At 62.6% G+C, this 26,905-nt stretch carries 24 protein-coding genes and 2 tRNA genes; 15 read left to right on the forward strand and 11 right to left on the reverse strand.

The window, feature by feature from the left end; all coding sequences use genetic code 11:
- The first annotated feature begins 173 nt into the window (after positions 1-173).
- Positions 174-1,340: an IS110 family RNA-guided transposase gene (locus IQ26_RS01490; RefSeq protein WP_162457839.1), complete on the forward strand. Its 1,167-nt coding sequence runs from the start codon at positions 174-176 to the stop codon at positions 1,338-1,340.
- 1,097 nt (positions 1,341-2,437) lie between these two features.
- Here the strand turns inward: IQ26_RS01490 and IQ26_RS01495 are convergent.
- A complete protein-coding gene (locus tag IQ26_RS01495; protein WP_145711669.1) occupies positions 2,438-2,662 on the reverse strand; it encodes a hypothetical protein in 225 nt (74 codons plus the stop codon).
- Positions 2,663-3,175: 513 nt separating this feature from the next.
- On the opposite strand from IQ26_RS01495, the gene IQ26_RS01500 reads away from it, so the two are divergent.
- Positions 3,176-3,253, forward strand: a tRNA-OTHER gene (locus IQ26_RS01500).
- Between the two features lie 95 nt (positions 3,254-3,348).
- Here IQ26_RS01500 and IQ26_RS01505 read toward each other — a convergent pair.
- The 3 genes from IQ26_RS01505 to phaC all read right to left on the reverse strand — a co-directional run bounded on the left by IQ26_RS01505 (position 3,349) and on the right by phaC (position 6,913).
- Positions 3,349-3,423: transfer RNA gene (locus IQ26_RS01505), tRNA-Glu, on the reverse strand.
- A gap of 188 nt (positions 3,424-3,611) precedes the next feature.
- Complete coding sequence (locus IQ26_RS01510; protein WP_240546969.1) at positions 3,612-4,751, reverse strand: YcbK family protein; 1,140 nt, start codon at positions 4,749-4,751, stop codon at positions 3,612-3,614.
- A 326-nt stretch (positions 4,752-5,077) separates the two neighbouring features.
- Positions 5,078-6,913, reverse strand: coding sequence for a class I poly(R)-hydroxyalkanoic acid synthase (gene phaC / locus IQ26_RS01515; protein WP_145711677.1), 1,836 nt, complete (start codon positions 6,911-6,913; stop codon positions 5,078-5,080).
- A gap of 98 nt (positions 6,914-7,011) precedes the next feature.
- On the opposite strand from phaC, the gene IQ26_RS01520 reads away from it, so the two are divergent.
- The 5 genes from IQ26_RS01520 to recJ all read left to right on the forward strand — a co-directional run bounded on the left by IQ26_RS01520 (position 7,012) and on the right by recJ (position 12,993).
- On the forward strand, positions 7,012-7,407 hold the full coding sequence (locus tag IQ26_RS01520) for a hypothetical protein (RefSeq protein ID WP_145711681.1): 396 nt from the start codon (positions 7,012-7,014) through the stop codon (positions 7,405-7,407).
- A 36-nt stretch (positions 7,408-7,443) separates the two neighbouring features.
- Positions 7,444-8,661 (forward strand): LL-diaminopimelate aminotransferase, encoded by a 1,218-nt coding sequence (locus IQ26_RS01525; RefSeq protein ID WP_145711686.1) that lies wholly within the window; start codon positions 7,444-7,446, stop codon positions 8,659-8,661.
- Between the two features lie 47 nt (positions 8,662-8,708).
- Positions 8,709-10,022 (forward strand): homoserine dehydrogenase, encoded by a 1,314-nt coding sequence (locus IQ26_RS01530; protein WP_145711691.1) that lies wholly within the window; start codon positions 8,709-8,711, stop codon positions 10,020-10,022.
- A 141-nt stretch (positions 10,023-10,163) separates the two neighbouring features.
- Positions 10,164-11,147 (forward strand): class II fructose-bisphosphatase, encoded by a 984-nt coding sequence (glpX, locus tag IQ26_RS01535; RefSeq protein WP_145711695.1) that lies wholly within the window; start codon positions 10,164-10,166, stop codon positions 11,145-11,147.
- A gap of 34 nt (positions 11,148-11,181) precedes the next feature.
- Positions 11,182-12,993, forward strand: a complete 1,812-nt coding sequence (gene recJ / locus IQ26_RS01540) for a single-stranded-DNA-specific exonuclease RecJ (RefSeq protein WP_145711698.1) — start codon at positions 11,182-11,184, stop codon at positions 12,991-12,993.
- A gap of 22 nt (positions 12,994-13,015) precedes the next feature.
- Here recJ and IQ26_RS01545 read toward each other — a convergent pair whose 3' ends face one another.
- The 3 genes from IQ26_RS01545 to folE form a co-directional block, all read right to left on the reverse strand.
- On the reverse strand, positions 13,016-13,987 hold the full coding sequence (locus tag IQ26_RS01545; RefSeq protein ID WP_126041630.1) for a patatin family protein: 972 nt from the start codon (positions 13,985-13,987) through the stop codon (positions 13,016-13,018).
- A gap of 113 nt (positions 13,988-14,100) precedes the next feature.
- Positions 14,101-14,571, reverse strand: coding sequence for a phosphoribosyl-AMP cyclohydrolase (gene hisI / locus IQ26_RS01550; protein WP_145711702.1), 471 nt, complete (start codon positions 14,569-14,571; stop codon positions 14,101-14,103).
- Positions 14,572-14,727: 156 nt separating this feature from the next.
- Positions 14,728-15,363, reverse strand: coding sequence for a GTP cyclohydrolase I FolE (gene folE, locus IQ26_RS01555; protein ID WP_145711707.1), 636 nt, complete (start codon positions 15,361-15,363; stop codon positions 14,728-14,730).
- 239 nt (positions 15,364-15,602) lie between these two features.
- On the opposite strand from folE, the gene IQ26_RS01560 reads away from it, so the two are divergent.
- Positions 15,603-16,049: an iron-sulfur cluster assembly scaffold protein gene (locus IQ26_RS01560; RefSeq protein WP_145711712.1), complete on the forward strand. Its 447-nt coding sequence runs from the start codon at positions 15,603-15,605 to the stop codon at positions 16,047-16,049.
- Here IQ26_RS01560 and IQ26_RS01565 read toward each other — a convergent pair.
- Positions 16,046-16,960 (reverse strand): LysR substrate-binding domain-containing protein, encoded by a 915-nt coding sequence (locus IQ26_RS01565; RefSeq protein WP_145711715.1) that lies wholly within the window; start codon positions 16,958-16,960, stop codon positions 16,046-16,048. The genes IQ26_RS01560 and IQ26_RS01565 overlap by 4 nt on opposite strands.
- A 340-nt stretch (positions 16,961-17,300) precedes the next feature.
- Here IQ26_RS01565 and yidD point away from each other — a divergent pair, with 340 nt between their 5' ends.
- The 4 genes from yidD (at position 17,301) to IQ26_RS01585 (ending at position 21,784) form a co-directional block, all read left to right on the forward strand.
- A complete protein-coding gene (gene yidD, locus IQ26_RS01570) occupies positions 17,301-17,675 on the forward strand; it encodes a membrane protein insertion efficiency factor YidD (RefSeq protein WP_145711719.1) in 375 nt (124 codons plus the stop codon).
- 140 nt (positions 17,676-17,815) lie between these two features.
- Complete coding sequence (blaOXA, locus tag IQ26_RS01575; RefSeq protein ID WP_145711722.1) at positions 17,816-18,637, forward strand: class D beta-lactamase; 822 nt, start codon at positions 17,816-17,818, stop codon at positions 18,635-18,637.
- Positions 18,638-18,755: 118 nt separating this feature from the next.
- Positions 18,756-20,726 (forward strand): threonine--tRNA ligase, encoded by a 1,971-nt coding sequence (gene thrS, locus IQ26_RS01580; protein WP_145711725.1) that lies wholly within the window; start codon positions 18,756-18,758, stop codon positions 20,724-20,726.
- 140 nt (positions 20,727-20,866) lie between these two features.
- Positions 20,867-21,784, forward strand: a complete 918-nt coding sequence (locus IQ26_RS01585; protein ID WP_145711728.1) for a lysophospholipid acyltransferase family protein — start codon at positions 20,867-20,869, stop codon at positions 21,782-21,784.
- A gap of 72 nt (positions 21,785-21,856) precedes the next feature.
- Here the strand turns inward: IQ26_RS01585 and IQ26_RS01590 are convergent, their stop codons facing one another.
- Positions 21,857-22,822, reverse strand: coding sequence for a hypothetical protein (locus IQ26_RS01590; RefSeq protein ID WP_145711732.1), 966 nt, complete (start codon positions 22,820-22,822; stop codon positions 21,857-21,859).
- A gap of 157 nt (positions 22,823-22,979) precedes the next feature.
- On the opposite strand from IQ26_RS01590, the gene IQ26_RS01595 reads away from it, so the two are divergent.
- Together IQ26_RS01595 and IQ26_RS01600 are read left to right on the forward strand one after the other, a co-directional pair.
- Positions 22,980-23,564 carry a nitroreductase family protein gene (locus IQ26_RS01595; protein ID WP_145711736.1) on the forward strand — a complete coding sequence of 195 codons (585 nt, stop codon included), beginning with the start codon at positions 22,980-22,982 and terminating at the stop codon, positions 23,562-23,564.
- A complete protein-coding gene (locus IQ26_RS01600) occupies positions 23,565-24,173 on the forward strand; it encodes a flavin reductase family protein (protein WP_145711739.1) in 609 nt (202 codons plus the stop codon). It abuts the gene before it with no gap.
- A gap of 12 nt (positions 24,174-24,185) precedes the next feature.
- On the opposite strand, the gene IQ26_RS01605 is transcribed toward IQ26_RS01600, so the two are convergent.
- Both IQ26_RS01605 and IQ26_RS01610 read right to left on the reverse strand, forming a co-directional pair.
- Positions 24,186-25,067, reverse strand: coding sequence for an HpcH/HpaI aldolase/citrate lyase family protein (locus IQ26_RS01605; protein ID WP_145711743.1), 882 nt, complete (start codon positions 25,065-25,067; stop codon positions 24,186-24,188).
- A gap of 3 nt (positions 25,068-25,070) precedes the next feature.
- Positions 25,071-25,547 carry a MaoC family dehydratase gene (locus IQ26_RS01610; protein WP_456086301.1) on the reverse strand — a complete coding sequence of 159 codons (477 nt, stop codon included), beginning with the start codon at positions 25,545-25,547 and terminating at the stop codon, positions 25,071-25,073.
- 226 nt (positions 25,548-25,773) lie between these two features.
- Between IQ26_RS01610 and IQ26_RS01615 the strand changes: the two genes are divergently transcribed.
- A complete protein-coding gene (locus tag IQ26_RS01615) occupies positions 25,774-26,895 on the forward strand; it encodes a DUF2336 domain-containing protein (RefSeq protein ID WP_145711753.1) in 1,122 nt (373 codons plus the stop codon).
- Positions 26,896-26,905: the final 10 nt, after the last annotated feature.

Consider the following 26,905-nt stretch of genomic DNA (forward strand, 5'->3'; position numbering starts at 1 on the left):
AGAATGTCTTTGACGGCGGCGCTGGCGGTCTTACTTTCAGTCTTGGTCATGGTGGCGTTCCTTCGCGGGAATCAGGTGACGTTGAACATCACCAGATCCCATGGGGACGGATGGATAGCGGCGAGTGCTCTGGCAGAGTGACGCTGCTAACAAACACCCCGTGGAGGAATACCATGCATGTAGTGGCCGACCGATCCGAAACTCTGACTGCTATCCGGACTGATCTGGGCGCAATCTTTGTGTCGCTGGAGCTCAGCCGTTCAACCTGGCTGATCACGTCGTTGTCGCCAGGTGGCGGCGAGAAGTTGTCGAAACACAGTGTCCCCAGTGGTGATTTATCCGCCTTGTTCCGTCGCTTCGATAGCGTGCGAGAGAAGGCAAGAGCACGCATGGGGCGAGACTTCCCCGTCGTCACTATCCAGGAAGCCGGGCTCGATGGCTTCTGGATCCATCGGGTTCTGAGCAGGGCGGGGATCGAGAGCTACGTCGTTGATCCCGCTTCTATCGCAGTGTCTCGTCGCAGTCGCCGAGCCAAGACCGACAAGATCGATGGTGAAACACTCGTTCGCTCTCTTCTTGCCTTCAAGCGAGGCGAACCGCGCATATGTGCAATGGTCAAAGAGCCAACACCGGAGCAGGAGGACCGCCGGCGTATCTGTCGCGAACGCAAGGTACTTACAACCGAACGGGTATGTCACGTCAACCGGATAAAGGGGCTGCTCTTCGCACAGGGGATCACGGATTACGAACCGCTCAATCGAGATCGCAGGGATCGACTTGAGGAACTCGTAACCGGAGATGGGAGATCGCTGCCGCCTCATCTTAAAGCCCAGATCAGCCGCGAGCTCGACCGCCTCGAGCTATTGCTCGCACAGGTTAAAGAGATAGAGATCGAGCGTGACAAACTTCTGCATGCGGAAGAAAAGGTAATCCACAGTCCCGCCAAGCTCCTAATAGACATCAAAGGGATTGGCCCGGAGTTTGCTGCTGTCCTCTGTCATGAAGGCCTCTTTCGACATTTTGACAATCGCAGGCAGGTGGCCGCCTACGCAGGCCTAGCGCCAACGCCGTGGCAAAGTGGCCAAGTCGACCGCGAACAAGGTGTGTCCAAAGCTGGCAATCCACGGTTGCGAACCACCATGGTCCAGCTCGCTTGGCTTTGGATACGCCACCAGCCGCGGTCGAACCTTACACTGTGGTTCCAATCCAGGCTGAGACGTAACGGAGGTCGCTTGAAGAAGACCACAATCGTCGCGCTCGCGCGAAAGCTCCTGATTGCTCTCTGGAAATACGCGACATCCGGCGTCATCATCGAGGGCGCCTTGATGAAAGCCGCATAACAAGCTGTCTCATTCCCCAGGGCCTGATCAGTCCTGACGGATGCAGGTGGACGAACCGCATGGCAGGCTGGCCTAAAACGCCGCTCACTCAGAATGGTCTCGTCGCCTGAGCCCAGCCGCCGTAAGCGGGATATTGGTGCAGCCGTGAAAGAGCGGCGACCGAATGTGAGGTTGATCTGCTCGGTTAACGAGCGAGTCATGCAAGTCGGGCTCAACCTGGATCCCATAATTTGAAAGGGCATCGATATGACAAGCTAATCCCACTTGACCGGCGCTTCCCCATGTGAGCCTGCCATGACCGCCCTCGTTCAGCGAATTTGCAGAACTCTCAGCACACTACCTCTTTCGACTCCCGCAGATCATCACCGTCCCTGTCTAGGACTCGTGAGAAGGCCAAGGGACGATTTAGCTTGCACCATACCAACCCGACGCCATGCACGGTGAGGCAGTCATCCCAAATTCTGATGCGGAGTCGCGAGCTAAGGCCGCGCCATCCGTAGAAGGAGTTCAGGCGGCCCAGCAGCTCCCCATTGGGGTGACCAACAGCCGGCCGCCGGGCCTGACCGGCTGGCGGTACGGGGTGTCCGGCTGGCGCGAACTATAGCCCCGTCATGTATCATCGCTAATTTAGTAAAATGGTCATGTTCCGTTCGACTGGCCGTCAAATCGGATGAGCCTGGAGCCGAATCCATGCCTAAACGAGTGAGTACCGGGGGGCCGGCCAGCAGATGGAGGCATTGGGGGTTTCCATGAAACGCAAGCCCAGCAAAACCGGATTCAACAAACTTCTCGCCGCCGACGCCGCGGTACCATCGGCCGATCCGCTGATCGGACTCTCAAACTGGAGGCAAACAGCGGCATGACTGGGCTGGCCATGAATGGAACCTTGATGACGCGCCAACATTTGCCGTCGAGCGTTCGCAAGAAGGGCGCGCCTACCCAGATCTGCAATCGAAGATGGCCGGCACCAACAGTTGGCGGGGGGCCTGATGGGGCACCGGCCAGGCGGTTTGGGGTCCGCTGCCGTTGGATAATACCGAGCTTGGCGATCAAAGTAATTCCGTGATCGCGGAATGTCGGGAGGCGGTCGACGACGCTCAGTCCTTTGCATCGTCACCGTCTTGCACGGAGCCATCGTTTTCATCTGCCGGGGTTTCCAACCCGGCCAGTTGCCGGTCGGCCACTTCTTTGGCGAGGCCTACCAGGGCATCGACCTCTTGCATCTGGTCCACGTGACCGCCAACGGCGACGCGTTTCCGGATCCTCTTCAGTTGGTCAGAGGTTCGTCGCAATGTTTCGGCGATAGACGGCTTCTTGGCCACGCCTGCATCTCCTGCATCCCAACCCTCGAGACAAGCAAGCGTTCCAGCTCAAGACTCTTTACGGCAAAGTCGATATTCAATCGATCCGCTTGATACAGCCCCTCTCAACTGTGAACAGGCCGCCCTTAAAGGTGCCCCGTAATGGGGTCGACACGCCTGGCATCGCAATTGCGTGGGTCAGCAAGGGGCGGATGGCCTCGCCGCATCGCAAATGGAGCGGCGGGGCTTTAGGATCTCCGCTTCCGGCTTAACCGGCCGATGGTGGTCGGAACCTCTGATGCCGGTGGCAGGGGCGGCTCGACAGCCGAATGATCGAGAGGCCGCCGAGCCTAACCGGCGGGGCGTTGAGGAGGGGCGGCGCCGGCTGGCAACACTGTAGCCAGTTCATGCATAATTGCTAATTTAGCAATGGTGATGCGACATGCGCGGCCTTACTTCCATTGCAGGTGCCGGTTACCCCCAATCTCCGAGTTGATAAAACGACACTTGCCCTTTTAGACTGCCAAAATGTTCGCGCTCGTAGCTCAACCAGGATAGAGCCACCACCCAAGTCTCGGGCAGATGCAGGTTCGATCCCTGCCGAGTGCACCAAAGCCCCCACCAAGCAATCTCGCCGGTTTCTGTGCGGAAATTGGCCAAATATTGGATAGGGAAGGGGGAGTTTTCGGCCAATTGCTTGAAAAGCCTGGTACGCCCAAGGGGAATCGAACCCCTGTTACCGCCGTGAAAGGGCGGTGTCCTGACCGCTAGACGATGGGCGCGCTCAGATTGAGCGCTTATAGTTGCGTCGCGCCAAACCGGCAACCCGTCTGCAGCTGCCTGCGACAACTTTTTTCAATGGCCGCAGAACCGCGCGTTTTTGGCGATTCAATCGGTTCGGCGCTGCATTGCATGCCGTTCTCGGACGGCACACTGCGGACGTTTTCGTAAACCAGAGGAAGACCAGCCGTTACCGCCGACGGCGGCAGCGCCAGTTCCAATCGCGCTCGGGACCGACGTCGATGTGAACGGATTCGGTGTGGCAGTAGGTGCCGACGCCGCCGCGCCCGGGCATGCTGCGGATGTACTTTGCCAGCTGCAATTTCGAGACGCCCGGAACCTGGATGTCGGCGGCGGCGCAATACATGTGCAGCGAATTCTTGGCGCCGTTTGCGCGACGGTTGCGGGCGGGATCGCGGTAGCCGGAGGTGACGATCATCTTCTTGCCGTAGTGGCCCTCGATCGTCTTCAGCACACGGACCAGCGAAGGCTTCAGGCAGGCGACGTCGACATTCTCGGTCTGCTTCAAAAGACCGTTGGGCGCCAGTCGGGCAAGGCCGGCGGCGGATGCCACCTGATAGGCGCCGCCTTCATCCTCGTTGAGATCGACGTCGCTCTCGTCGTCGAGGCCGGATTTGCGCTTGATCTCGAAGAGTGCGGTCTTGCGTACGCCAGGCAGCGCGTCGTCGGTGAAATGGCTGGTATCGCCGATCGAAGCCAGTTGCACCGGCTTTTCAGCCGATTTGGCCGAGGCCAGCGTGATCGTCGGCTTTGCCGCCGCCGCCTCGGGCTGGGCGGCCATCGGTTGCTCGCCCGACCTGTTGTTGGCCTGCGGAGCAGGTGCCGCCGAGGCGGGCGTGGCGCTGAACAAAGAGGCGAGGAACCCCTTCTTCTTTGGCGCATAGGCTTGCGGCTGCGGCTCTCCGGCGGTCACATAGACCGGATTGTTCATCGCCGGCGCGGCGGCTTCGGCCTTCTTCGGCGCGGCTGTGCCGGCATCGGCCGTTTCCGTCTTCTGCGCAGCCGCGTCGGCCTGTTCCACCGTCTGCGCGGGCTGTTCCTGTGGCTGCGGCGTCTGGCCCGCAGTCGCCTCCGCGCCCGCGGGAGCCGTGACGGGGAAGCCGGCATCGGACCGGGCTCCGCCCTGGGTCCCCGGCTTCGCCACTGGCACATAAGCGACCTGCTCGGGAAGGGCTGCGTCGCCCTCGGCGGTCATCGTCATCTGTGAAGTCGTCATCTGCGAGGACGAATCTGCGGCGACCTGTTGCGTGCCCGCGGCCGTGCTATTGTCCATGGACGAGGCATTGTAGCCAGGCATGCCGACGGACATTGTCGGGTCACTGGTCGAGGTGCAGGACGCCAGGAGCACGGAGAAAAGCGCTGCCGCAATAGCGCGGCCTTCTCCCTTCGCAAAGCGCGATCCCGCTGATTTCAAAACAAAATTCCCCCTCGATGTCCGGCCGGTACGTCATTGGCGTGGCGTTGAAACGTCTCGCCGAAATAATCCTTGTCCCCGAACCGGAAACGAGACCTGTGTCAAATCTGCAAGCCTCAAAGTAATTCGACGGCTAGAGGTGAATCGAGGCTACCTAAGGGTTGACGACACCATTTCGCCCTCTTTGGCAGGCGCGTCAACTCACCAGACATTACAGAATGTTACACACGCACCTTGACATAGGTGCCTGGCGCATCCCCCAGGGTTTTCATGTGCTTGCCCGGTTTGCGGGCCGGCACGCGCGTATTGTCCCTGGCCTCGATCCAGCGTTGCCAGTGCGGCCACCAGGAGCCGGGATGGTTCGTGGCGTTGGCGATCCATCGATCCAAGTCGCCCGTTGGTTTGCCGCCGGTCCAGTAATGATATTTCTGCGCCGCCGGCGGGTTGACGACGCCGGCGATGTGGCCGGAGCCTGCCATCACATACTCGACCTCGCCGCCGAAATATTTCGAACCGAGGAACACCGAAAGCGCCGGCGCGATATGGTCTTCCTTCGAGGCGAGGTTGTAAACCGGGATGGTGACGTCAGCGAGCGAAACCATGCGCCCGGCCAGCTCCATCATGCCTTTCGAAAGTCTGTTCTCGAGATAGCAATTGCGCAGGTAGAAAGAATGGTTGGCCGCGGCCATGCGGGTCGAATCGGCGTTCCAGTAGAGCAGGTCGAAGGGCAGGAGGTCCTTGCCGCGCATATAGTTGTTGACGACATAGGGCCAGATCAGGTCGCCAGAGCGCAGCATGTTGAAGGCGGTCGCCATCTTGGTGCCGTCGAGATAGCCTTTCTCGTTCATCGCCTTTTCGACGGCCGCGACCTGCTCCTCATCGACGAACACTTTCAGGTCGCCGGCATGGGTGAAGTCGACCTGCGTGGTGAAGAAGGTGGCCGATTTGATGCGGTGGTCGCCTTCCTGCGCCATCAGCGCAAGGGCCGCCGCCAGAAGCGTGCCGCCGACGCAATAGCCGATGGCGTTGACTTCCTTTTCGCCGGTGGCCTTTTCGATCGTGTCCAGGCCATATTGCAGGCCCTCTCTGATATAGGCCTCCCAACCCTTGGTGCCGTGCCGCTCGTCCGGGTTGATCCAGGAGATGACGAAGACAGTGTGGCCCTGCTCGACCGCCCAGCGGATGAAGGACTTTTGCGGGTTGAGATCGAGGATGTAGAATTTGTTGATCCATGGCGGGCAGATCAGCAGCGGCCGCTTGAGCACGGTCTCGGTCGCTGGATCGTACTGCAGGATCTCGGCGACATCGCTGCGGCCCACCACCTTGCCGGGTGTCATGGCCAGGTTCTTGCCGATCTCGAAGGGCGAATAATCGGCCTGCCTCAGTTTCAGGTCACCCTTGCCGGCGGCGATGTCCTCGGCCAGCATCTTCATGCCGCGCACCAGGTTTTCGCCGTTCGAGGCGATGGTCTCGCGAAACAGCTCCGGGTTGGTCAGGATGAAATTCGACGGCGAGATGGCGTTGGACACCTGCTTGACGTAGAAGCTGGCCTTGTGGCGGGTGTGCTCGTCCAGGCCGTCGGCGTGCTCGACCAGCTCGGCCGCCCAGCGCGAGGTGACGAGATAGGCCTGCTTGAGGAAGTCGAAGAAAGCGTTGCGGCCCCATTCAGGGTCCTGGAAACGCTTGTCGCCGCCCTCGGGCTTGACCGCGTCGTCGGTATCTTGGCCGCCGGCGCCGATGCGCTGGATGGAGTTGGCCCAGACGGTCATGTAGCCGGAGAACAGCCGCGTCTGCGCCTCCAGCGCGCGCTGCGGATCGGAAAGCCAATATTCGCTGAGCTTGGAGAAGGTTTTCACCATGTCGACGACCGGCTCGGCGACATGGTCGCGCACCTCGCCTTTTTCCCGCGGCTCGGCCCATGCGGAAGCCGCCTTGCCGGCCTGCTCGATCATGCGTGCCATGTTCAAGGCGAAGCGTTCCGGGTCCTTCACCAGATATTGCTCGACGGTCGAAGCCTGGTCATCTTCCGCTTTGCCCGAATCGGGTCTTTTGGACATGGTTCGCGGGGTTCCTCCCGAAGCGTTTTCTTGACATATTATCATGGGACATCCGACAGGGTCCAACGCGCTCTACCCCGGCTGCCTAAGGAAACAATATGACGATTAATATTGGCGAAACTGTTTTTTCCGGCACTGGTCGTTTTTGCCGCATGGGCGCGGCGGTCGTCTTGCTGGCGATCGCCGGCTGTTCGAGCACCAACATCGAGGGTGCAGCACCTGCCGCCAGCCTCGTCGAGGGGCCAAAGGATACCGGCGCCTATCCGAACCTGAACATCCCGCCGCAAGTGGCGGCGGAGCAATTCACCGAGGAGGAGAAGAACGCCAAGCTCGCCCAGTTGAAGGCCGACGGGCAGGTGCAGGGCTCCAGGGGCGGTGCGGTCAGGGTCGCGAACACGGCGGCGTTGAACACGCTGGCAAGGAAGCACGGCGCCGATGCGCTGAAGCAGATCGAGGCCAATTGCGATCCCGCCCTCGACCCTACCTGCAAATAGGGTTATATCGCGCCGAAAACCATCTCTGGAATTGACATGGAAGAATTTCACAAGGTCCGCAGGCTTCCGCCTTATGTCTTCGAGCAGGTCAACCGGCTGAAGGCCAGTGCCCGTTCGCGCGGCGCCGACATCATCGACCTTGGCATGGGCAACCCGGACCTGCCGACGCCCAAGGCCATCGTCGACAAATTGTGCGAGGTGGTGCGCGATCCACGCACGCATCGCTATTCGTCGTCGCGCGGCATTCCGGGCCTGCGCCGCGCCCAGGCCAGTTACTATGCCCGCCGTTTCGGCGTGAAACTCGACCCGGACACACAAGTGGTGGCGACGCTGGGCTCGAAAGAAGGCTTCGCCAACATGGCGCAGGCGATCACCGCGCCCGGCGACGTGATCCTGTGCCCCAATCCGACCTATCCGATCCACGCTTTCGGTTTCATCATGTCGGGCGGCGTTATCCGCTCATTGCAGGTGGAGCCGGACGACGGTTTCATTCCGGCGTTGGAGCGCGGCATCCGCCATTCGATCCCGAAGCCGCTGGCGTTGATCCTCAATTATCCATCGAACCCGACGGCGCTGGTCGCCTCGCTCGATTTCTACAAGGACGTGGTGGCCTTCGCCAGGAAGAACGACATCATCATCCTGTCGGACCTCGCCTATTCGGAGATCTATTTCGACGGCAATCCGCCGCCCTCGGTGCTGCAGGTGCCGGACGCCATCGACGTGGCGGTCGAGTTCACCTCGATGTCGAAGACCTTTTCCATGCCCGGCTGGCGCATGGGGTTCGCCGTCGGCAACGAGCGGCTGATATCGGCGCTGACGCGGGTCAAATCCTACCTCGACTATGGTGCCTTCACACCGATCCAGGTGGCGGCCGCGCACGCGCTCAACGGCGACGGCGCCGATATCGCCGAAGTGCGCGACATCTACCGCAAGCGTCGCGACGTCATGGTCGATGCTTTCAGCCGCGCCGGCTGGGCGATTCCTGCGCCGGCGGCATCGATGTTTGCCTGGGCGCCTATACCGGAGCCGTTCAAGCATCTCGGTTCGCTCGAATTCTCCAAGCTTCTGATCGAGCACGCCGACGTGGCGGTGGCGCCGGGCGTCGGCTTCGGCGAGCATGGCGACGATCACGTGCGCATCGCGCTGGTCGAGAACGAGCACCGGATCCGGCAGGCGGCGCGGAACATCAAGCGCTTCCTGGCGTCCAGCGCCAAGCAGCCCAACAATGTGGTGCCGCTCGCCGCGCATCGTTGAGTTGCCTGATATCACATCTACCAAATCCTTGAGGGGCGTCGCCGGACATGGCCGAAGCGTTGCGTGTTGGAATTGCCGGTCTCGGCACCGTCGGCGCGTCGGTGGCGCGCGTGCTGCGCGACAAGGCGGCTGAACTGACGCGGCAATGCGGCCGCGAGGTCGTCGTGTCAGCCGTCTCGGCCCGCGATCGCAAACGCGACCGCGGCGTCGATCTCAGCGCGGCCAAGTGGTTCGACGATCCGGTGGAAATGGCGCAGACCGCCGACATCGATGTCTTCGTCGAGTTGATCGGCGGCGACGAGGGGCCGTCGCGATCATCCGTGAAAGCAGCACTTGAAGCCGGCCGCCACGTCGTCACCGCCAACAAGGCGCTGCTCGCCAAGCATGGCGTGGCGCTGGCCGAGATCGCCGAGAAGAAGGGTGTGCTGCTCAATTACGAGGCGGCGGTGGCGGGCGGCATTCCGGTCATCAAGACGATGCGCGAGGCGATGGCCGGCAATTCGGTGACCCGCGTCTTCGGCATCCTCAACGGCACCTGCAACTATATCCTGACCCGCATGGAAGCCGAGGGCCTGTCGTTCGACGCCTGCCTGAAGGACGCGCAGCGGCTGGGCTATGCGGAGGCCGACCCGACCTTCGACATCGAGGGCCACGACACCGCGCACAAGCTGTCGATCCTGACCAGCCTTGCCTTTGGCACGAGGATCGCCGCCAACGACATCTACATGGAAGGGATTTCCAACATCAGCCAGGCCGACATCCGCGCGGCCGCCGATCTCGGCTACCGGATAAAACTGCTCGGCGTTGCCCAGCGCACGGAAAGCGGCATCGAACAGCGCGTGCATCCGACCATGGTGCCGACGGCCTCGGTCATCGCGCAGGTGCACGGCGTGACCAATGCGGTGGCCATCGAAACCGACATCCTTGGCGAGCTTTTGCTCTCTGGTCCCGGTGCCGGCGGCAGCGCCACCGCATCGGCGGTGGTCGGCGACATTGCCGACATCGCCAAGAGCCGGCCGGGTTTCCAGCACGGTCCGGTCTTCGGCCTGCCGGCGAAGGAATTGCGACCCTACAAGAAGGCGCAGATGCGCAGCCACGCCGGCGGCTATTTCATCCGGTTGACGGTGCATGACCGTATCGGCGTCTTTGCCGCCATTGCCAAGCGCATGGCCGACAGCGACATCTCGCTGGAATCGATCGTGCAGCATGCCACGGGGCCGGAAACCGCTTTGCAGAAGACGGTCATCCTCGTCACCCACGAGACGACGGAAGCGGCGGTGCGCAAGGCCGTCGAGGGCATCACCAAGGACGGCCATCTGACCGACAAGCCGCAGGTCATCCGCATAGAGCGGGCAGGGTAGAGGGTAATCTTTACCATTCAATCGATTGATATCGTTGCGTTTTCAAAAAACGCTTGCCCAGGTCTTGCTGTTGTCATGGAGCTTTGACACAAGGAGCGCGCCTCCGGCGGGAGGCGATGCGCCAACGAGGATTGTCCACCGATGAACGTTGCCCAGAACATCGTCGCCGGCCTCGACCGGATACTCACCATGGAGCTGGTGCGCGTCACCGAACGCGCCGCGGTCGCGGCCGCCAGGCTGCGCGGACGCGGTGACGAAAAAGCCGCCGACCAGGCCGCGGTCGACGCCATGCGCGAGGAGCTCAACCGCCTCGCCATCAAGGGCACGGTGGTGATCGGCGAGGGCGAGCGCGACGAGGCTCCGATGCTCTATATCGGCGAGGAGGTCGGCTCCGGCAAAGGCCCGGCGGTCGATATCGCGCTCGACCCGCTGGAAGGCACGACGATCTGCGCCAAGAACCTGCCCAATGCGCTGGCGGTCATCGCCATTGCGGAAAAGGGCAGCCTCCTGTTCGCGCCCGACGTTTATATGGACAAGATCGCCGTCGGTCCCGGCTATGCCGATGACGTCATCGACATCGATGCCTCGCCGGCCGAAAACATCGCCAGCCTGGCCAAGGCCAAGGGCGTTCCAGTGTCGGAGATCACCACCTGCATCCTCGACCGGCCGCGCCATGGCAGGCTGATCGAAGCCGTGCGCGGCACGGGCGCTGCGATCCGGCTGATCGGTGACGGCGATGTCGCCGGCGTCATCGACACCACCGACCCGGAAGAGACCGGCATCGACATCTATCTCGGCTCCGGCGGTGCGCCGGAGGGCGTGCTGGCGGCGGCTGCGTTGCGCTGCACCGGCGGCCAGATGCAGGGAAGGCTGATCCTCGACACGCCGCAAAAAGTGGAGCGCGCGGCCAAGATGGGTATTTCCGACCCGAAGCGGATCTACCGCACGCAGGACATGGCGCGGGGGGACGTGCTGTTTGCGGCAACCGGCGTGACCGACGGCAACATGCTGGCCGGCGTCAAGTTCGGCCGCAACTCCATCACCACGCACACGATCGTGCTGCGCTCGTCGTCACGCACGGTGCGCGAGATCAAGGCGCGCCACCAGGATCTGGAAAAGTTTTGATACCGTCCTGCTTAGCCGTCGCATATTGTGAGACATGACAATTTTGCAGACGGCGCGTCATACGACGGGCGAAAGACGCTTTTTCCTCGATGTCAGACAGTCGGCCACCGGTGTTTCGTGGGAACATCGGCTGACCGAGCGGCAGGACATGACCGCACTCGCCATCGCGCAGGGCCATGGCGTGCCGGACATCGTCGCGCGCGTCCTTGCCGGGCGCGGCGTGACCGCCGAGCAGACCGAGCGGTTCCTCGATCCGACCATCCGCGACCTTTTGCCGGATCCGGCGTCGCTGACAGACATGGCGAGGGCCGCCGCCCGTATCGCCGGGGCGATCATTGCCAGGGAAAAGGTGGCGATCTTCGGCGACTACGATGTCGATGGCGCGGCCTCGTCGGCGCTACTCAAGCGGTTTCTCACGCATTTCTCGGTGCCATCGGAGATTTACATACCGGACCGCATCTTCGAGGGGTACGGCCCCAATCCGGAAGCCATGCGCGAACTCGTCTCGCGCGGCGCGACGCTGATCGTCACCGTCGACTGCGGCACCAACAGCGCCGTTTCGATCGACGCGGCGAAGGCGGCGGGCGCCGATGTCGTGGTGCTCGACCATCACCAGGTCGGCGGCCCGTTGCCGTTGGCCGAAGCGGTCGTCAATCCCAATCGCGAGGACGACCTTTCGGGCCAGGGCCATCTTTGCGCCGCCGGCGTCGTCTTCCTGGCTCTGGTCCAGACGGCGAAGATCCTGCGCGGCCGGTTGCCGGATGCCGCACCGCCGGACCTGCTTGGCTTGCTCGACCTTGTGGCTCTGGCGACCGTCTGCGACGTGGTGCCGCTGACCGGCGTCAACCGCGCCTTCGTGGTCAAGGGGCTGCAGATGGCGCGCCAGCAGAGGAACGAGGGGCTGGCGGCGCTGGCGCGGGTCTCGCGCATCGGCGAGCCGGTCAGCACCTTCCATCTGGCCTATCTGATCGGCCCGCGCATCAATGCTGGCGGGCGCATCGGCGATGCGGCACTCGGCAGCCGGCTACTCGCCACCGACGATCCCGTCGAGGCCCGCACCATCGCCGAGACGCTGGACCGGCTCAATCAGGAGCGGCAGCAGATGGAACTGGAAATGCTGGCCGCGGCACGCGTGGAGGCCGATGCCGAGCTTGCCGGCGGCAATGGGCCGGCAATCGTCGTCACCGCCAGCTCCAATTGGCATCCGGGCATTGTTGGCCTGCTGGCCTCGCGGCTCAAGGACCATGCGCGCCGGCCCGCCTTCGCCATCGCCTTCAATCCTAATGGCGTCGGTACGGGTTCAGGCCGTTCTGTGTCGGGCTTCGATCTTGGCAGGCTGGTGCGCGAGGCGGCCGATGCCGGGCTGATCGTCAAGGGGGGCGGCCATGGCATGGCGGCCGGCATCACGGTGGAGCGGGCGAAACTTGGCGCGCTCAGGGCCTTCTTTGAAGAACGCGCGGCGGCCGACGTATTTCGGCTGCAGGGCGAGGAAAGCCTGGCGATCGACGGTGCGCTGGCCGCCGAGGGCGCGACGCTCGGCCTGCTCGATGCGCTGGAGAAAGCCGGCCCGTTCGGAGCCGGACACGTCGCGCCGGTCTTCGCGCTGCCGCGCCATCGGCTTACCGATGCAAGGCCGGTCGGCACCAACCATATCCGCGCCGAGTTGCAGTCAGAAAGCGGCGGCCGCATCCAGGCGATCGCCTTTCGCGCCGTCGATACGGCGCTCGGCGAATTCCTGTTCAAGAACAGGGGCAAGCCTGTGCATGTCGCCGGCTCGCTGTCGGGCAATCACTGGAACGGCAACCGCACGGTTCAGTTCCGCATCGTCGATGCCGCACGCGCCTGAGAGCAGGCTCCCGGGATCTCGTTTAGGCCAGAACCGTCTGCAGCCGCGCCAGCTCGCCGATCTGGGCCATCGTTGCCTGGTAACCGATGCGGATCGCCTCGTCGGCGCGGTGGAATTCGGTCAGGCCGATATGGCCGAGTTTTGGCTGCAGTGACATATCGGGCGGGTCGCCGGCGAGCCGCGCACGCGAAATGCGGTCCTGGATGATGTTGAAGGCTTCGACCATGACGCCGGTGATGCCGAGGCGCGCTTCGCGGGACTGGCGTTCGGGGTCGACCAGGCCGGTCCTTGGCGCGTCCTTCTCGGCGACCAGTTCGCCGGCAGTGTGCTTGATGACGGCGGCGCGGCCGAACAGATCGTAGTGAAGGTTTATCGCGACCACGAGCGGCTGCTCGTAGGCGCGGCAGACCGAGACCGGCACCGGATTGACCAGTGCGCCGTCGACCAGCACGCGCCCGTTGCAGGTGACCGGTTCGAAAACGCCGGGCAGTGCGTAGGAGGCGCGCATGGCGGTGATCAACGAGCCGCCCGACAGCCAGATTTCATGGCCGGTGCGGATCTCCGAAGTGACGCAGACAAAAGGCTTGGGCAGATCCTCGAAGCGGATGCCGGCCATATGCTCGCGCAGCCGTGCGTCAAGCTTCATGCCGCCGAACAGGCCGCTGCCGCGCAGATTGAGGTCGAGAAGACCAAAGATGCGCCGCCTGGTCAGGCTTCTGGCGAATTCTTCCAGCTCATCCAGCTTGCCGGCAAGGTAGCAGCCGCCGACCAGCGCGCCGATCGAGGTACCGGCGATCATCGACACTTCGATGCCGGCTTCGTCGAGCGCGCGCAACACCCCGATATGGGCCCAGCCACGCGCGCAGCCGCCGCCCAGTGCCAGCGAAATGCCTGTTTTCTTAGGTGGCTTCGTTTCGGATGCGCCGGCGGACGATGAGAGGCCACTGGCCTCTCGAACGTCCGGTCTGTTGCGCGATGACGCCCATTCGAGCATCACAATCTCCCTTGTCCCACGGCCAATATACAGGCTGGCCGTATCGAAATCATGAATATATGTGGCTGCAGTTCGACGAATGGTTCATTCATATGGATGGTTCATGGGTTCATTCATATGGATGGTTCATGGGGCTTTCGATACGTTTCTTCCGCATCGAACAGTGGCTTGCTGCCGTCGCTGGCAAGCGTCCCCTTGCCGTCGATCAGCCCCACCGTCCGATAAAAGCAAGAACGCCGGCCGGTGTGGCAGGTTGCGTCGTGGCCCATCACTTTGACGCGCAACCATATGGCGTCCTGGTCACAATCCGTGAGCATCTCGACGACGTTCTGGAGATTCCCGGACGTCTCGCCCTTCTTCCACAGAGCATTGCGCGAGCGCGACCAGTAGTGAGCGATGCCGGTTTCGAGCGTCAGCGCCAGCGCTTCGGCGTTCATGTGCGCGACCATCAGCAACATGCCGTCTTCGGCGTCGGTGACGACCACGGTGACGAGACCGCTGGCATCGAAACGCGGCGAAAAGACCGCGCCTTCTTCCAGTGCCTTCTTGTCTGATGGAGCTTTCGGAAATTCCAGTGCCGACATCGCCGGTCCTTGTTCAGAGCCCCACCCATTCCGATTCTATCGGAATGGGTGGGGCTCTGTTTTCTTGTTTGGCCATGATCTTATCCGAACCGAAGGTCAGCGGAGCAAAAACCGGTTCCCACTTTTCGGGATCATGGCTAGCGACCGGCGAGGGGGTCAGCCCCTGCCGCCGCGCACCATGGTGACGAAACGGACCTGTTCCTCGGGCGTGTCCTTGAAGACGCCGGTGAAGGTCGAGGTCAGCGTCGTGGAGCCTTCCTTGCGGATGCCGCGCATGGCCATGCACATATGCTCGGCTTCGAGCATGACAGCGACGCCGCGCGGATTGAGCACATCCTGGATGACGCCGGCGATCTGTGCGGTCATCGCTTCCTGGGTCTGCAGGCGCTGGGCGAAGATGTCGACGACGCGCGCGATCTTGGACAGGCCAACAACCTTGCCGTCCGGCAAATAGCCGACATGCGCCTTGCCGATGATCGGCACCATGTGGTGCTCGCAATGCGAATGGAAGCTTATATCCTTGACGAGGACAAGGTCGTCATAGCCGGCGACTTCCTCGAAGGTGCGGCCGAGTTCCTCGGCTGGGCACTTGTCATAGCCGCCGAACATTTCGCGATAGGCCTTGACCACACGCTTTGGCGTATCGACCAGGCCCTCCCGGTCCGGATTGTCGCCGGCCCAGCGCAACAGCGTGCGAACCGCGGCCTCGGCTTCGGCTTCGCTCGGCCGATTGGTGACCGGCTTTTCCAGATAGGCGGACGGGGGCATGAATTTCTTGATGACGGCATCCATAAAGGCGTCTCCCGTAGTTCCCCTCTCAGGAGGAACGAGTTGAACGGACCACGACCTTTCGGGTGTTAGAAACGTGCCCTGTTTCCAGCCCGTAAGCGGCGTGAACTGATTTGAGCAGGGACGAGGTGTTGGTTACCTTGTCCATACCCGACTACCAGCATTATATATGATCGTGCCGAGCGAAAGGAAGACCGTCAGCGGCAATCGCTGTTCGCTCGGCGGCGACGGATTGGAAAAATATGATCGACGATGTCTACAATGCGAAAATTCTGGGATTTGCCGGGAATATCGCGCGGATCGGCCGGCTCGACCATCCAGACGCAACCGCGCGCGCGCATTCCAAACTATGCGGCTCGACCGTGACCGTCGATCTGAAGATGGATGACGGCGTCGTCACCGATTTCGCGCATGACGTGAAGGCCTGTGCACTTGGCCAGGCGTCGTCGTCGATCATGGCGCAACATGTCATCGGCGCCAGCGCGGATGAATTGCGCAGCGTTCGCGAGACGATGCTGAAGATGCTGAAGGAAAATGGCGCGCCGCCCGAAGGCCGCTTCGCCGACCTCAGATATCTCGGGCCGGTGCGCGACTACAAGGCGCGCCATGCCTCGACCATGCTGACCTTCGACGCGGTGGTTGATGCGATCGGCCAGATCGAGAAGAAGCGCGCCGAACAGGCGGCCTAGGCACCTTCCAGAAAACGCCTGCTTTCGGCAAATTCGGACCGGATCCAATCGGCGAATGCCGCGGCCGGCTCGGACAGGTTGCGCAGGCTCCTGGCCACCAGCCAATAGGCGCCGCACACCACGTTGATGTCGAATGGCTTGATCAACGCACCGGTCGCCAACTCCTCCTTGACCAGCAGAAGGTCGCCCAACGCCACGCCGTGCCCCAGCACGGCAGCCTGTTTCGAGAGCGAGGCGTCGGCCAGCAGCGGGCCACGCTCCGGTATCGCATCAGCGGATACGCCCGCAGCCTCGAACCAGCGCGCCCAGCCCTGGCGATTTTCTTCGTGCAGCAAGGTGTAGCGACGCAGGTCGGCCGGGCTTTCCAGGGCAAGGCCCGATGCTGAAAGTGCTGGCGACAACACAGGCGAATCGATGACCGGCGCCAGGCGTTCCGCCTCGCTGCGTGGCCATGAGGTGCTGTGGGCGCTGAAGCGCAGAGCGAGTTCGGCCTGATCGCTGCGGAACTCGATCAGCCGCGGGTCGACATCGAGGGAAATGTCGATATCCGGCCGCAACTGGCGGAATCGATTGAGCCGCGGCACCAGCCAGGAGGCGGCAAGCGAAGGTTCGACGCTGATGCAGACCACCGACTGGGCCGGCGTCGCCACCAATTCCGAAAGCCGCCCGTCAATGTCGTCGAAACTTCTGACGAGTTGTTCCAGCAAGCGTTGGCCGGTGTCGGTAAGCTCGACGCGGCGATGGTGGCGGTAGAACAGAGGCTGGCGGAGGAACAGCTCAAGCTCGCGGACCTGGCGGCTGATTGCTGCTTGGGAGACAAAAAGCTCGTCGGCCGCCCGGCTGAAGCTCAGGTGCCTGCCGGCCGCTTCGAAACTTCTCAACGCCGTCAGGGGAAGGCGGCCACGCTTCATTCGCATAATCTCTAGTTATCCGAGGCGGAAATTATACTCGTTTGAGGGCGAAGGCCAGCAGCGGTCTAATCGGCGCCTAGAGGAGATGCGGCCATGATCCAGTTCTTGAGCATTTTTGGCGACGTCATGCGGATCGCGACGTTTCAATGGCGTGACAGGCCTCATGCCGCACGCCGTGAAGAAAGGCAGGGCGGTACCGCTCGCTGGTCGCCTTCGGTCGATCGGTATCCTGTTCGCCGTTCAAGATCATGAAGCGGATCGCAGGGCGGTGGGCAGAAGGGATTGCGTTCTCTGGTCGAAGTCCACATCTATCCCTCGGGGAACGGATGCGGAGAATTTAGTGCGCGATCAACATGAGCATGCGCATGTCGCCAGGCCGCTCCAGCGCGGGCGCAACTGGCCCGGCCCCTGGCGCAAGACGCCGGGCCGTCTTCTCGGCACGTCGCTCGTGCGCTTCTACCAGCTGACGCTGTCCGGCTTTGTCGGCAATTCCTGCCGGCATCTGCCGACCTGTTCCGAATACGCGCATGAGGCGATCGCCCGCCACGGGCTGTGGGCCGGCGGCTGGATGGGGCTTTTCCGGGTGCTGCGCTGCGGGCCATTCGGAACCCATGGCATCGACCGCGTGCCGGAGGTGCTGGCCGATCGCTATGTCTGGTTCACGCCTTGGCGGTATTGGCGGATCGGAAAAAAGCGCAGTGGCCGGGAAAGCTGATGCCGGCAGCGGCGCAAGCTCTGCAATCGGGCAGATCTTTACGGTTTGCTAGGGTTAACCGCATCTTGCGCATTTAAGACAAAATCGAGACAAGACGCCTCGCTAAGCCGCTCCTGACATGCCTCAGGAGAGATTGCCAAATGCGCCAGATAGATCGCCGTCCATTCGTTTTCGCTTTGGTTCTCTACCTTCTGGCGTGGATGCTGGGTTTTCCGATCCGCGCTCAATCCGCGCCGCTGAAGGACGTCGAATGCACGTTGATCCTGGATGCTGCAAGCGGCGAGACGCTGTACCGGGACGGGGTTTGCGACCAACGCTTCAGCCCCGCTTCGACGTTCAAGGTTCCCTTGTCGCTGATCGGCTATGACGCGGGAATCCTGAGCGACGAGCACACGCCGGCATGGGACTACGAGCCGGAGTTCAAGGCGGTGAAGCGGGACCAGAAGACCGTCGACCCGACGGTCTGGGAAAGGGATTCGGTCCTGTGGTTTTCACGGGAAATCACCCGGCGGCTTGGCAGCGAGCGGTTCGCCGGCTACGTCTCGAAGTTCGACTACGGCAACTCCGACGTCTCCGGCACTGCCGGCAAGGATGATGGGCTCACCCGGTCCTGGGTGAATTCCTCCCTCAAGATATCGCCGGTCGAACAGGTGAATTTCCTGCGCCGCTTGCTTGACCGCAAGCTGCCGGTTTCGGACAAGGCCCACGCGATGATCATCCTGCCGACCTTCCAGGCAGGAGACTGGACGGTGCAGGGCAAGACCGGGACCACAAGGCTTGGCAATGACGCCGACAAGGTCAGGGATAACCGCTCGCTTGGCTGGTTTGTCGGCTGGGCGCAAAGGGATGGCCGCACGATCGTCTTTGCCCGCCTCGTGGTCGACACGAAACGATCGGACACGCCCAAAGGCCCCAAGGCGCGGGCGATGTTCCTGAAAGATCTGCCTGGTCTGATCAAATAGACTGAGCGACCAATGATCCCGCTTTACGGCGCGGGAATCTGCCCATAAAAGACTGCCGCCGGATGCATCCGGCATTTCACCACCCGCGCTCGTTTGCGGGACTGGATAGGAGAACTCTATGCTGAATTCCGTTTCCCTGACATTTCCCGATGGCTCCGTCCGCGACCATGAAGCGGCGATGACCGGCGCCGGCCTGGCGGAATCGATCTCGAAATCGCTGGCCAAGAAGGCCGTTGCCTACAGCATCGACGGCGTCGTGCGCGATCTTTCCGACCCGCTCGGCAAGTCCGGCAAGGTCGAGATCATCACCCGCGACGACCCGCGCGCGCTGGAACTCATCCGCCATGATGCAGCACATGTGCTGGCCGAAGCCGTGCAGGAATTGTGGCCGGGTACGCAGGTGACCATCGGGCCGGTGATCGAGAACGGGTTCTACTATGACTTCGCTCGCAACGAGCCGTTCACGCCCGACGATTTCCCGGTGATCGAGAAGAAGATGCGCGAGATCATCGCGCGCAACAAGCCGTTCACCAAAGAGGTCTGGTCGCGCGAGAAGGCGAAAAAAATCTTCGCCGACAAGGGCGAGCGCTACAAGCTGGAGCTGATCGACGCGATTCCCGACGATCAGGACCTCAAGATCTACGCGCAGGGCGATTGGTTCGACCTCTGCCGCGGCCCGCATATGGCTTCGACCGGGCAGATCGGCAGCGCTTTCAAGCTGATGAAGGTGGCCGGCGCCTATTGGCGCGGCGACAGCAACAATCCGATGCTGACTCGCATCTACGGCACGGCCTGGGCCGACCAGGCGCAGCTCGACGCTTACCAGACCATGCTGGAGGAAGCCGAAAAGCGCGACCACAGGAAGCTCGGCCGCGAGATGGACCTGTTCCATTTCCAGGAAGAGGGGCCGGGCGTCGTCTTCTGGCATGCCAAGGGCTGGAAGATGTTCCAGAACCTGGTCAGCTACATGCGCCGCCGGCTGGATGACCTCGGCTATCAGGAGGTCAACGCTCCGCAAGTGCTCGACAAGAGCCTGTGGGAGACCTCAGGCCACTGGGGCTGGTACCGGGACAATATGTTCAAGGTGACGGTTGCCGGCGACGACACTGATGACGACCGCGTCTTCGCGCTGAAGCCGATGAACTGTCCCGGCCATGTCCAAATCTTCAAGCATGGATTGAAGTCATACCGAGATCTGCCTGTAAGATTGGCTGAATTCGGCGCCGTTCATCGCTATGAGCCGTCCGGCGCGCTGCACGGGCTGATGCGCGTGCGCGGCTTTACCCAGGACGATGCCCACATCTTCTGCACCGAGGAACAGCTCGCCGACGAGTGCATCAAGATCAACGACCTGATCCTGTCGACCTACGCCGACTTCGGCTTCGACGAAATCACCGTCAAGCTGGCGACCCGCCCCGAAAAACGCGTCGGCACCGACGCGATGTGGGATCATGCCGAGGGCGTGCTGCAGGACGTGCTCGACAAGATCGCGGCGCGGTCGGGCAACCGGATCAAGACGGGCGTCAATCCGGGCGAGGGCACGTTCTACGGGCCGAAGTTCGAATATGTGCTGCGCGACGCCATCGGCCGCGACTGGCAATGCGGGACCACGCAGGTCGATTTCAACCTGCCGGAACGGTTCGGCGCCTTCTACATCGGCTCGGATTCGGAAAAGAAGCAGCCGGTGATGGTGCATCGCGCCATCTGCGGTTCGATGGAGCGCTTCCTCGGCATCCTGATCGAGAACTATTCCGGCCATTTTCCGCTGTGGTTCGCACCACTGCAGGTGGTGGTGGCGACGATCACCTCCGAAGCCGACGATTACGCGCATAAGGTCGTCGCGCAGTTGAAGGCCGCCGGACTGTTGGCGGAAGCCGATCTTCGCAACGAGAAGATCAACTACAAGGTCCGCGAGCACAGCCTGGCCAAGGTTCCAGTCATCCTCGTCTGCGGCAAGCGCGAGGCGGAGGAAGAGACGGTCAACATCCGCCGCCTCGGTTCGCGCGACCAGGAATCGCTTGGCCTTGGCCAGGCGGTGGCGATGCTTGCCGAAGAGGCGGTGACGCCCGACCGCAAACGAGCGGCCTGAATTCAGCCAGATCATCAACGAATGGCGGTGGAGCGATCCACCGCCATTTTTCACATGCCCCGCCGTTTTCACATGCCCCGCGGTTTTCACATGCCCGCCATTTTCACATGCTTGTCACGCCAGCCTTGTAACGAGCCCTCATGCTCAAGCTTAAGATGCGCGAAAGACCGTTTCCCGAGCTTTCCTATGCCAGCCCGCATCAGCCGGCATTGACGCGCTGGTTCATCCATTCCATCGAAGGCCTGTCCGGCCGCGATCGTTTCGCGGCGCTCTATGATTTCTGGCGCCGCCATGTGGCGCCGACCGGCGAGCGCGTGTTCAGCCGCATGCTCGAGTTGATCGATGTCCAGGTGCGGGTCGCCGGCCAATGGCCGCCGGCAAAGTTGCCCGACACGCCGCTGGTGATCGTCGCCAATCATCCGTTCGGCATCGGCGACGGCATCGCGGTTCTCTCGCTGGCCGAGCAGCTTCAGCGCCCGTTCCGCGTGATGATCCACAAGGATCTGCTCAAGATCCGCGAGATGGAGCCTTATTCGCTGCCGATCGATTTTTCAGAGACCAAGGACGCGTTGAAGAACAACATGGCGGTGCGCCACGAGGCGGTGCGGCTGCTGAAAGAGGGTGTCACCATCGTCGTCTTTCCCGCGGGCGGCGTCGCCACTGCGCCGAAAGGTTTTGGCCGGGCGCGCGATCTACCGTGGAAGATGTTTCCGGCCCGTCTCGTCCAGGATGCCAAGGCATCGGTTGTCCCAATGCATTTTTTCGGTCAGAACGGCCGGCTGTTCCACCTGGTCAGCGGGCCGATGAACATGGCTGAGCGTGACGGGCGTGTGGCGAAGTTCGTCGGCAGGGCTTCGCTAACGCTGCGCATTTCCCTGCTCATCCACGAATTCGCGCGGCTGTCGGGCAAATCGATCGACGTGCGCGTCGGCGACGTGCTGGGCTGGGACGAACTGGAGCCGCTGCGCGACCGCAAGGCTCTGCTCGACCGCCTCTACCGCGGCGTTTTCGATCTGGCGCCGGCCGAACCGCGCGGCCGCGGCCAACTCCTGCCGTGACGTATGCGCAAGGCCGCCTGATCGGCAAGTCATGCGCTGGACCCGAACCCTGTACGGCATTGTCCGGATGGTTTAGTCCGCGCCTTCCTCGGGATTTATCGCCGAGGCCTCGGTGGCGAGAACCTCGATTTCCTTGTTCTGCCCGGCCGAGACCGTAAAATCCTTCTGGTAGATGCGGTCGCGGTTTTTGGCGATAATGGTGTAGTCGCCCTCGGCAAGCACCATCGAAGCAAAGGCGCCGACGGTTTCCTGGATGGGATCGCCGGATTCGTTGAGCAACGACCAGGAGGTGTCGGCGATCGCTTCTCCGCCCGATTCGCGTACCAGCTTCATGGTCATCTCCGCGGCACGATGCTCGACGGCCGCTTCGGTCAGCTTGCCCGCCTCGACACGGATGTCGGAGCGGATGACCGCATTCACCGAGCCGTAGGTCGAGACGACGTGGTAGACGCCTGCGTTCAGCCGCACCACGCTGTTCGGCTCGACGTCGGGTATGATGAGGGCGCGATCGTGGTTGGCTTCGGCTTGGCCCTCATAGATCGAAAAGCGCAGTTTCTTCGGCGGTATGCGCACCCCGCCCGACAGCACGGCATCGAGCTTCAAACCACCGGCATCGAGGACGAGGCTTTCGCGCTTGGCGTCCTTGCCGACGGTGATGCGCTTGGTGGCGCCGGCTCGGCCGTAGGAAGCATGGACCAGATAGCTGCCGGGCTCGAGCTGAAACACCGCGCTGCCGCCGTGGGCGGAAGCGACCATCGGCAGCTTGCCGTCGCTGGTGGGTTCGGGCTTGAAGATGCGCCAGACGATGCCGCGCGTGATGTCGGCGCCCTTGTCCGTCAATTGCGCCGACAGCGTGATCGCCCCGCTGCTCCCCAATGCCAGCGATGTCTCGCTGTTCGGAGACGCATAGCGCGAAATCCCGGGAAGTTTCAGATCACTGAGGCCGTCCACATCCTGCGCGACGGCGGACGAAACCGGCACCACGACCAGTGCGGCGCCAAGCCAGATCGGGAAAAGACGCAGGAGCCCCTCAAACATGCCTTGCGTTGAAGCCCAAGGCGGTGGCAATTTCAAGGCTTAAGAGTCCGATCAGCTTCTGCTAGAGGGCTCTTTGTCTGGCGCGCCGCGCCAATGCCCGAGCCGCCCGATGTCCCGATGGTGCGCTTCAGCTTAAATACCAAGGAGACTTGCGTCCATGGCGTCGCCGATCATCGACTTTCTGCTGACCCGAAATTCCGCGCCAATCCCGGAGTTGAAGGAACCGGCGCCCAGCGATGCCGACATCGCGACGATGATTGCCGCCGCCTCGCGTGTACCGGACCACGGCCGGCTCGAGCCCTGGCGCTTCATCCTCTACCGGGGCGAGGCACGCGTCGAGATCGGCAAGAAGCTGGCGGCCCTCGCCGAACAGCGCGAAGGGCCGTTGCCGGAGGGCCGCCGCAACCAGGAACTGGCGCGCTTTTCACGGGCGCCGGTGGTGATCGGCGTGGTGTCGAGCCCGAAGGAAAACCCAAAGATCCCGCAATGGGAAATGTTCCTATCCGGCGGCATGGCGGCGATGAACCTGATGATATCAGCCAATGCGCTGGGCTATGGCACGAACATGATCAGCAACTGGTATTCCGATGTGCCGGAGGGCAGGGCGATCCTGGGGCTGGCGCCGCATGAGCGCGTCGTCGGCTTCGTCCATATCGGCTCCTATCAAGGACCGGCGCCGGAACGGCCGCGGCCTGACCCGGCAAAGCTCTATGCCGACTATGCCGGGCCGTGGGTGGGCTGAATGTTCTACGAGCCGTCAAAAGGTCACGGGCTGCCGCACGACCCGTCCAAGGCGATCGTGGCGCCACGGCCGATCGGCTGGATCTCGACAGTGAACAAGGCCGGCAAGATCAACCTCGCCCCCTATTCCTTCTTCAACGCCTTTTCGACACGGCCCTTCATCGTCTGGTTTTCGTCCGAAGGCGAGAAGGACAGCGCGACCTTCGCCGAAGAGACAGGCGAGTTCGTCGCCAATCTCGTCAGCCGCGATCTTGCGGAAAAGATGAACCGCACGGCGGTCGACGCGCCGCGCGGCGTCAGCGAATTTGGCTATGCCGATCTCATCATGGCGCCGTCGCGTCTTGTTGCGCCGCCCCGCGTGGCGGCGGCGCCCGCGGCGCTTGAATGCCGGGTGACGGAAATCCTGCGGCCAAAGGCGCTGGACGGGACACCGACCAGCGCCGTCGTCGTCGCCGGCGAAGTCGTCGGTGTGCATATCGACGATGCGTTCCTTAAGGACGGCATGTTCGATATCGTCAAGGCGGGCAATGTCGGCCGTCTCGGCTATATGGATTATGCCAGTGTCAGCGAGATATTCTCGATGCGGCGGCCTCGTTGGGAAAAAGACTAGGGCCGGGAAAGATCAGGTGGAAATCCCCGCGGCCTTGGCGCGTGCCAGAAGCCGCTCGGCCAGCCGCAGGTGCGGCCGGTCGTACATCTTGCCGTCGATGCCGACCACGCCGGGATTTCCAGCTGCCTCGAATGCCGCAACCAACGAGGCGGAGTGTTTCACCGCCTCGGCCGACGGTGTGAAGGCGGTGTTGATGACCGGCACTTGCGCCGGATGGATCGCCATCTTGCCGGTGAACCCGTCGCGCTCGGCCTCGGTGCATTCGGCCTCGAAGGCGGGCATGTCGCGAAAATGCGGGAAAATTGTATCGATCGCAGCGACTTCCGCAGCACCCGCGGCAAGGATGGTCATGGTGCGGGCGAAGCGGAACACATCGGTGTAGCGGCCGTTCTCGTCGCGCGCAGCACGCGCGCCGATCGCCGCCGACAGATCTTCCGCGCCCCAGGTCACGCCGACAAGCCGCGCGCTGACGTTGGCATAGGTCGCAGCCGCCAGCACGCCGGCGGCTGTTTCGGTGATGATCGGCAGGATTTTTATCGCACCATCCGGCAGGCCGTTTTCGGCCTCGTGCACTCTGAGCTTGGCCGAGAGATTCTGGACGTCCTGGCCGCTGTTCGACTTCGGCAGCATGATGCCGACGGGCCCGGCCGGAACGAGTGCGGCCAGATCGTCATCCGTCAGGCCGGTCGAGAGATCGTTGACCCGCACATAGATCGCGGATTTGGTTTGATGCCTGTGTTCGGTGATGAAGCGTGCTGCAGTGCCGCGCGCCAAGGCCTTGTTTTGTGGCGCGATCGAATCCTCGAGGTCGACGATGACCACGTCGGCGCCGGCGCCAAACGCCTTTTCCAGCTTTTTCTGGGAATCGCCGGGAACGAACAGCAGCGAGCGCATGAACTAGATTGCCTTCTTCATCATCATCGCCTGCCTTGTGCATTTGGCGACGAGCACGTCATTCTGGTTGTAGGCGCGGTGCTCGAACTCGACGATGCCGCGGTCCGGCTTCGATTTGGACTCGCGCACCGACACCACCGTCGTCTCGACGCGGATGGTGTCGCCGTGGAAGACCGGATGCGGAAACACCGTCTCCTTCATGCCGAGATTGGCGATGGTGGTGCCGACGGTGATGTCGTTCACCGAAATGCCGATCATCAGGCCCAGCGTGAACAGCGAATTGACCAGCGGCTTGCCCCATTCGCTCTTGGCGGCGAAGTCGAAATCGATGTGCAGCGGCTGCGGGTTCAGCGTCATCACCGAAAACAGCATGTTGTCGCTTTCGGTGACGGTTTTCCGCAGCGTGTGCCGGAAGACGTGGCCGACGACGAACTCTTCCAGATAAAGCCCGGCCATGGTCGATTTCCTCCGCTGCCGCATCGGCCCGAAAATCGAACCGATTTTCGGAGAGCACGATGCGACGATTCAAAGTGTTAGAGCCTACTTTGTGCGTCCGAAAAGGACGCACGTCGCTCCAAGGGTTGATAAGCGCTGCATACGGTGCTCGCAAGCCAGTTAACAAACATGGTGAACCGTTCGTAAACCATTTCTGCCTACGGTCTTCTCAGGGTGGGAACGGACTCGGGTTAGGGGCGCAGCGGGCAGCATGGTTGTTTCGCATTTCCTGAAATGGATCTACACGGCCAAGGTTTCGGAGCGCGCCGCGGCGGCAAGCGCGCTGGCCCGCGCCTACATCAATGCCGATCTGCTTTTCGAGGACCGCTGCGCGGCGGAGGCGGCGCTGACGCTGCTGCTCGACGACGCATCGTCGAAGGTAAGGCTGGCGATGGCAGAGGCGCTGTCGATGAGCCATCATGCGCCGCTGCAGATTATCAGCGCGCTGGCGTCCGACCAGCCGGAAGTCGCAAGCCTGGTGCTGGCACGTTCGCCGCTGCTCACCGATGCCGATCTGATCGACCGCGTTGCCGGCGGCCAGAAGGCGACACAGAAACTGATCGCCGATCGTCCGCGCGTCTCCATGGCGGTCGCCGCGGCGATCGCCGAAGTCGGTGAGCCGGAAGCCTGCGCTACGCTGCTCGCCAACAGCGGTGCCGTCATCGCTTCGCTCAGCTTCCGCCGTATCGCCGAACGCCATGGCCATCTGCCTCCGGTGCGCGAAGCGCTGATCGCCGACGCGCGCCTGCCCGCCGACTGCCGGCACATGCTGCTGATAAAACTTGGTGAAACGCTCAAAGGTTCGCCGCTGGTGCTGGCGCTGATGGGCCGCGCCAGGGCCGACCGCGTCATGCGGGATGCCTGCGTCAAGGGTTCCGTGATGTTGATCGAAGGCACGCGCCAGGAAGAACATGCCGCACTGATCGAGCATCTGCGCCTGCGCGGCGACCTGACCGCAAGCTTCATCATCCGCACCGTCGCGCATGGCAAGGTCGACTTCTTCGGCTCGGCGCTGGTTGTCCTCAGCCAGCAATCCGAGCAACGGGTGAGGGCGCTGCTAGCCGGCGGACATGACGTGGCGCTGCAGGCGCTGTTCCGCAGGGCCGGCCTTGCCGCGGCCACGCACGGGATCATCCTGCGCGCGCTGAAAATCTGGCGCGAGGTCGCCAATGGCAAGCGGCTCGCCGGCGTCCAGGAAGTCAGCTGGCTGATGCTGAAGGAGCTCGGCGGGCAGTCGGCGGAAGGCGATCTTGCCGGACTGGTCAAATCGATCCATCTCGATGCGCTGCGCGAAAACGCGCGCAGCCATGCGCTGGCGATCGCAGCGGCCTGACACTCAAACG

The organism is Mesorhizobium tianshanense (assembly GCF_007830515.1).
Taxonomy (GTDB): Bacteria; Pseudomonadota; Alphaproteobacteria; order Rhizobiales; family Rhizobiaceae; genus Mesorhizobium; species Mesorhizobium tianshanense.